The 6000-nt window shown below is 70.5% G+C and carries 6 protein-coding genes; 5 read left to right on the top strand and 1 reads right to left on the bottom strand.

All coding sequences use genetic code 11. The features are described 5' to 3' along the window. On the bottom strand, window positions 1–1047 hold a 1047-nt coding region (locus VPH43_RS15735; protein ID WP_328578664.1), incomplete at its 3' end, for a type VI secretion system Vgr family protein. Window positions 1048–1179: 132 nt separating this feature from the next. Here VPH43_RS15735 and VPH43_RS15730 point away from each other — a divergent pair. From VPH43_RS15730 to VPH43_RS15710, 5 genes are all read left to right on the top strand, one after another. Next, window positions 1180–2844 (top strand): GMC family oxidoreductase, encoded by a 1665-nt coding sequence (locus VPH43_RS15730; RefSeq protein ID WP_328578663.1) that lies wholly within the window; start codon window positions 1180–1182, stop codon window positions 2842–2844. Window positions 2845–2968: 124 nt separating this feature from the next. After that, entirely contained in the window at window positions 2969–3412 is a 444-nt protein-coding gene (locus tag VPH43_RS15725) for a hypothetical protein (RefSeq protein ID WP_328578662.1), read from the top strand. An 8-nt stretch (window positions 3413–3420) separates the two neighbouring features. After that, window positions 3421–4110: a hypothetical protein gene (locus tag VPH43_RS15720; RefSeq protein ID WP_328578661.1), complete on the top strand. Its 690-nt coding sequence runs from the start codon at window positions 3421–3423 to the stop codon at window positions 4108–4110. Window positions 4111–4328: 218 nt separating this feature from the next. Beyond that, entirely contained in the window at window positions 4329–5093 is a 765-nt protein-coding gene (locus VPH43_RS15715) for a TSUP family transporter (RefSeq protein WP_328578660.1), read from the top strand. Window positions 5094–5149: 56 nt separating this feature from the next. Next, window positions 5150–5953, top strand: a complete 804-nt coding sequence (locus VPH43_RS15710; RefSeq protein WP_328578659.1) for an HDOD domain-containing protein — start codon at window positions 5150–5152, stop codon at window positions 5951–5953. The last annotated feature ends 47 nt before the right edge of the window (window positions 5954–6000 follow it).

The raw sequence follows: 6000 nt of genomic DNA, 5'->3' as shown, positions 1-6000 counted from the left end.
GCTGTTGCGCAGGCTGAACGTGGTGCCCGCGCGCAGGCTGCGCACGGTGGAGCGGCCCAGGTACAGGCGGTCGCGGCATTCGAGGGCTTCGCGCCGGATGCGGGCGTCGTGGTCGGCCGCGGCTGCATCGCGGTGGTGGCGGGCCGGCTCAAAACGTTCCAGGCGTGGCGCGCTGTCGTTGAAGGCTTCGGCCAGCGGCACGGTGCGTGCGGTCACACGCTTGTTCAGCGCGTCCCAGCTCAGCACGGTGGTCACCGCCGGGTTCAGCACCAGGCTGTTGCCGAAGGCCTGGATCGCATCGCTGGTTTCCTGGCTGTTGGCACGGTGGAAGCGGATGCCGCCTGCAGCGGCGCTGGTGGGGTCTTCGGGGCAGGCCTGTTCGCTGGCGCTGTCGGCGAACAGCACCTGGCTGTGGTGCAGCGGGGCGTCGTCCACCTCTTCGAAGCGCCAGTTCAGGCCTTCGGCGGCGAGCAGGCGGGCGGCAAAGTCGAAGTGGCTCTCGCGGTACTGGGCGATGCTCGGGCGCGGCTGGCCCTGGTCGCCCTGGGCGATGAAGGCTTCGGCCTCCGGGCTCCAGCGCCAGTGGGCCAGCGGATGGGCGGCGCCATACAGGTCGTCGATGACGTTGCTGAAGGCTCGCTCGCGCCATATCGCGCTATCGCGCATCTGCGACATCAGCCAGTTCCACGGCACGAGCGTGAAGCGGTAGCGTGACAGGCCGCCGTCGCAATCGAGCTGTTCGGCGCAGGACACATAGCCGCTGCGCCAGCACACGCTGCCGTCGGCCAGGGTGGTGCGCAGGCGCAAGGGGCGGCCGAGCAGGACGTCGAGGTCGATGTGGGCGTTGGCCGAGACGCAGGTGATGACCAGTTCGTACAGCGCGTTGAGCGCCTCGTCCATGGTCCAGGCTTCGACGAGCAGCTGGGAGGCCAGTGCGGCGTGCTCGCCAGCGGCTTCCAGGTGGTACAGGCGCGCCTGGCTGGTGAACGGTGCGCCGAGCGGGACGCCCAATGCTTGCGCTACGGCCTGCAGCGTGTCGTCGATCATCCCGTTCCTCCCAATGACTTCTTGTGCGCGCCGATTCTCCAAGGCGCCCCGGCGTGGACATGCCCCCACTTGTGGGGGCCGATGGGGGTTTTGTGTAACTGGTTGCGCCACGGCGGCCCTTACCATCGGCCCATGAACGCTGCCGCGGTACCGACCTTCGATTACGTGATCGTGGGCGCCGGCACCGCCGGTTGCCTGCTGGCTAACCGCCTGAGCGCCGATCCGTCGCGGCGCGTGCTGTTGCTGGAAGCCGGCGGCCACGACGACTACCACTGGATCCACATTCCGGTGGGTTATCTCTACTGCATCGGCAACCCGCGCACGGACTGGCTGTTCAAGACCGATGCCGACCCGGGCCTGAACGGGCGCAGCCTGCGCTATCCACGCGGCAAGGTGCTGGGTGGCAGCTCCAGCATCAACGGCATGATCTACATGCGCGGCCAGAGCCGCGACTACGACCAGTGGGCCCAGCTCACCGGCGATGCCAACTGGCGCTGGGAGCATTGCCTGCCGTACTTCAAGCGCCATGAGAACCACTGGCGCCTGGACAAGCCCGGCACGGCGAGCGCCGGCTTCGCCAACCTGCACGGCCATGGCGGCGAATGGCGGGTGGAAAAGCAGCGCCTGCGCTGGGACATCCTGGACGCCTTCGCGCAGGCGGCGCAACAGGCCGGCATCCCGCACACCGAGGATTTCAACGCCGGCAACAACGAAGGCGTGGGCTACTTCGAGGTCAACCAGCGCGGCGGCTGGCGCTGGAACACGGCCAAGGCCTTCCTGCGGCCCGCCTGCTTCGGCCGCCCCAACTTCGAGATGTGGACCGGCGCCCATGTGAAGCGCCTGCTGGTCGAGCCGGGCGCCGACGGCGGCCTGCGCTGCACCGGGGCGGAGGTGGTCACGCCGCATGGCGTGGAGACGGTGCATGCCTCGCGCGAGCTGGTGCTCAGCGCCGGGGCCATCGGCTCGCCGCAGATCCTGCAGCTGTCGGGCATCGGGCCCGCCGAGCTGCTGCAGCGCCATGGCGTGCCCGTGGTGCACCACCTGCCGGGCGTGGGCCAGAACCTGCAGGACCACCTGCAGATCCGCGCGGTCTACACGGTGCAGGGCGTGAAGACGCTCAACACCATGGCCAGCCGCCTGGTCGGCAAGGCACTGATCGGGCTGCAGTACGCGCTCAGCCGCAGCGGGCCGATGAGCATGGCGCCCTCGCAGCTGGGCGCCTTCACCCGCAGCTCGGCCGAACACACCTGGCCCAACCTGGAATACCACGTGCAGCCGCTGTCGCTGGACGCGTTTGGCGAGCCGCTGCACAACTTCAACGCCTTCACCGCCAGCGTCTGCAACCTCAACCCGACCAGCCGGGGCCATGTGCACATCACCGGGCCCGCGCACGATGCCGCCCCGCTGATCCGCGCCAACTACCTCTCGACGCCCGAAGACCGGCACGTCGCCGCCGAATCCCTGCGCCTGACCCGGCGCATCGTGGCGCAGCCGGCGCTGGCCCGCTACGAACCCAAGGAATACCGGCCCGGCCTGCAGTACCAGACCGACGAGGAGCTGGCGCGCCTGGCCGGCGACATCGCCACCACCATCTTCCATCCGGTGGGCACCTGCCGCATGGGCCGCGACGACGACCCCGCCGCCGTGGTGAACGCGCGGCTGCAGGTGCGCGGCGTGGCCGGCTTGAGGGTGGTGGACGCCAGCGTGATGCCCACCATCACCAGCGGCAACACCAACTCGCCCACGCTGATGATCGCGGAGCGGGCGGCCGAGTGGATCCTGGCGGCCGCCGGCTGAAGTCGTGAAGGAAGCCCGCACCTGGCGGGTTGGCGGGCCGGAACAGGGCGCAGCGGCGCGTGGCGGCTTCTACGATGGCGGCCCTGGTCCATCCGCCGTCGCGCCTCGGGGCGCGCACCTGTCCATGACCACCCCCTTTTTGCGCCGTCCCGGCCTGCTGGCCGCCACCCTGCTGCTTGCCGGCCTGGCCACCGGGCCGGCCGCGGCCGAGTCCAAGGCCGTCAAGTGCGGCCGCGTCTACCAGGACCGGCCGTGCGCCGGCCAGGAGGGCCGGCTGGTCGCCCGCACGCAGGAGCAGAAGGCCGTGGCCACCCGCCGCACGGTGGATGCGGCCTGCCAGCGCCGGGGCGCGGACGCCCAGAAGATCATCAGCCAGCGCCAGGAAGGCAGCACCGAGGACGACCAGCTGGCCGGCACCCGCAGCGTGGCCGAGAAGCGCCTCATCAGCGAGGTCTACCGCCAGGAGGGCGATGCCGCCCAGCAGCGTTCGGCGGTGGAGCAGAACTGCATGGCCGAGCGCCTGCGCCTGGCCAAAGGCCAACGGCCCACAACAACCGCATCCAAATGACCCACCGCATGCCACGTCCTCTGGTGAAAAACGCCGCCGTGCTGGCGCTCGGCCTCGGTCTCGCGGCCCCGGTGCTGGCGCAGAACATGTTCCGCTGCGGCAACGCCTACCAGGACCGCCCCTGTGACAGCGGCCAGCCCGCCAAGGTGGTGGGCAAGGCGGCGCCGTCGCCCACGGTGGCCCGGCCGGTCCTTGACGCGGACTGTTCGCGCCGCGGCGCCGCCGCCCAGAAGCTGGTGTGGCAGCGCGAGGCCGGCGTCACCGAGGAAGCGTCCACCGCGGCGGCCGGCACACCCCCGGAGCGCCGGCTGGTTGGCGACGTGTACAGCCGGCGCGGCACCGCGCCCGAAGTCCGTGCCGCGGTGGAAGCCGACTGCGTGGTGGAAAAGCAGCGGGCCGCCCAGGCCGCGGTGATGCTGGAGGCACTGGCCCGCCAGCAGGAGGAATCGGGCGCGGCCGGCCAACGCGCCGCCCGCCCGCCGGTCAACGACGCGCCTCCGCCCGAACGGGTGGAGCGCAAGGCGGACGCCGGGCAGAAAGAGCAGCAACAACAGCAGCGCTGCGCCGCCCTGGTGGAGGAGTTGCGGCAGATCCAGGTCCAGCAGCGCGCCGGTGCCAACGCGGTGACCATGGAGCGGCTCAACCAGCAGCGCCGCGATGCGGAGCGGGCCCGCCGGGATGCCAACTGCCCGGTGTGAGCCACGGGAAAGCCCTGATGACGTGCGTGAGGCGCTCCCCTAGAGTGCGCCCACTCGCAGCGGTTGCCCTCTTCTGGGGCGCAGCCGCCGGACGGGGGACTGAGGAGACAGCAGCAACTCGAACAGACAAGACATGACCTGCACCGCTGATGCACAGCGGGCGGATGTCAGAATTCAAAGGCACCCCTTGTCGGGTGCCTTTCTTTTTCCGGGTCTCCATGTTCGAACTCCTCCTGGTCGCAGCGGCTTCCGGCTTGGCCGGCTTCATCGATGCCATCGTGGGCGGCGGCGGCCTGGTGCTCACGCCGGCGCTGTTCAGCGTCTATCCGCAGGCCGTGCCGGCCACCTTGCTGGGCACCAACAAGGGCGCGGCCGTCTGGGGCACCGGCTGGGCCACGCTGCAATACGCACGCAAGGTCAGCCTGCGCTGGGCAGCGCTGTGGCCGGCCGTGGTCGCGGCACTGGCGGGCAGCTTCCTGGGCGCCTGGACCGTCACCCAGATCAGTGCTGACGGCCTGCGCAAGGCGCTGCCCTTCGTGCTGCTGGCGGTGCTGCTGTACACCCTCTGGCGCAAGGACCTGGGGCAGCACCACACGCCGCGTTTTGCCGGCCGCCACGAGGCGCTGGTCGCCACCGGGGTGGGCGCCACGGTGGGTTTCTACGACGGCTTCTTCGGCCCGGGCACCGGCAGCTTCTTCGTCTTTCTGTTCGTCCGCCTGCTGGGTTATGACTTCCTGCACGCATCGGCCAGCGCCAAGCTGCTGAACACCGCCACCAACACCGCCGCGCTCACGCTGTTCGCTTTCAAGGGCCACGTGTGGTGGCAGGTGGCCGCGGTGATGGCGGTCACCAATGTGGTGGGCAGCCTGCTGGGCACCCGGCTGGCGCTCAAGCATGGCGCCGGCTTCGTGCGCATCGTGTTCATCGTGGTGGTGGGCGCATTGATCTTGAAGACAGGTTACGACGGCCTTATTCGGGCTTAGCCGCGCGCAGGCACGGCGTAGCATGGGTCGTCGCTCAACCTGCCACGAGTCCGCCCATGCCCGTCGACCCCGATCTGCGCTCCCTCGAGATCGACATCCCGGCCCAGCCCGAGGCGCTGGTCAAGCTGTCGCTGCTGCTGGCCGAGGACGACATCAATCTGCAGGCCGCCTCCACGCTGATCGAATCCGACATGGCGCTGGCCGCCGCGGTGCTGAAGGCGGTGAACTCCTCGCTCTACGGCCTGAAGGGCCGGGTGCAGAGCGTGCAGCAGGCCGTCACCTACCTGGGCATGCGCGAGGTGGCCGCCATCACCTTCGAGATGGGGCTGCGCGCGGCCTTCCCGCCGGCGCCCGAACTGGACCCGCTGTGGGAGCGGGCCAGCCGGCGCGGGCTGATCATGGGCCGCATGGCGCAGCAGCTGGGCGTGGACGCCTGGGCCGCGCACTCCGCCGGCCTGTTCGAGGAATGCGGCAAGGCGGTGCTGCTGCGCCACTCGCTGGAGCACTACCGCTCCATGCTGCGCGCGGCCACCACCGACACCGAGCTGGTGCAGCTGGAGCATGTCGGTTTCGGCGTCAGCCATGACGCGCTCGGCTCCGCCCTGTGCGAAAGCTGGGGCCTCGGCCCGGCGGCGGTGGCCAGCGTGCGCCACCATGTGGGCATCCAGGCGGGCGAGGACCTGCCGATGTCGGTGCCACGCCGTGGCGTGGCCGCGCTGTCGGCGGTGGCGCATGCGCTGCTGGCCGCGCCCCAGACCCTGCCGGACGTGGTGGCGCGGGTGGCGCCCCAGGTGCCGCTGGATGAAGCGCTGGTGCTGCGTGCGGCGCAAAAGGTGTCGCAGCAGCTCGAAGCGGCCTGAGCGGCACACCGTTCACACTCCGTGAAATCCAGGCCCGCGCGCTGAGG

The sequence above is a fragment of the Ideonella sp. BN130291 genome, from assembly GCF_036231905.1.
In the GTDB taxonomy this organism is placed as follows: domain Bacteria; phylum Pseudomonadota; class Gammaproteobacteria; order Burkholderiales; family Burkholderiaceae_C; genus CAMLIZ01.
The sequence above is the reverse complement of the archived record's forward strand: the minus strand, read 5'-3'. Positions and strand labels throughout refer to the sequence as shown.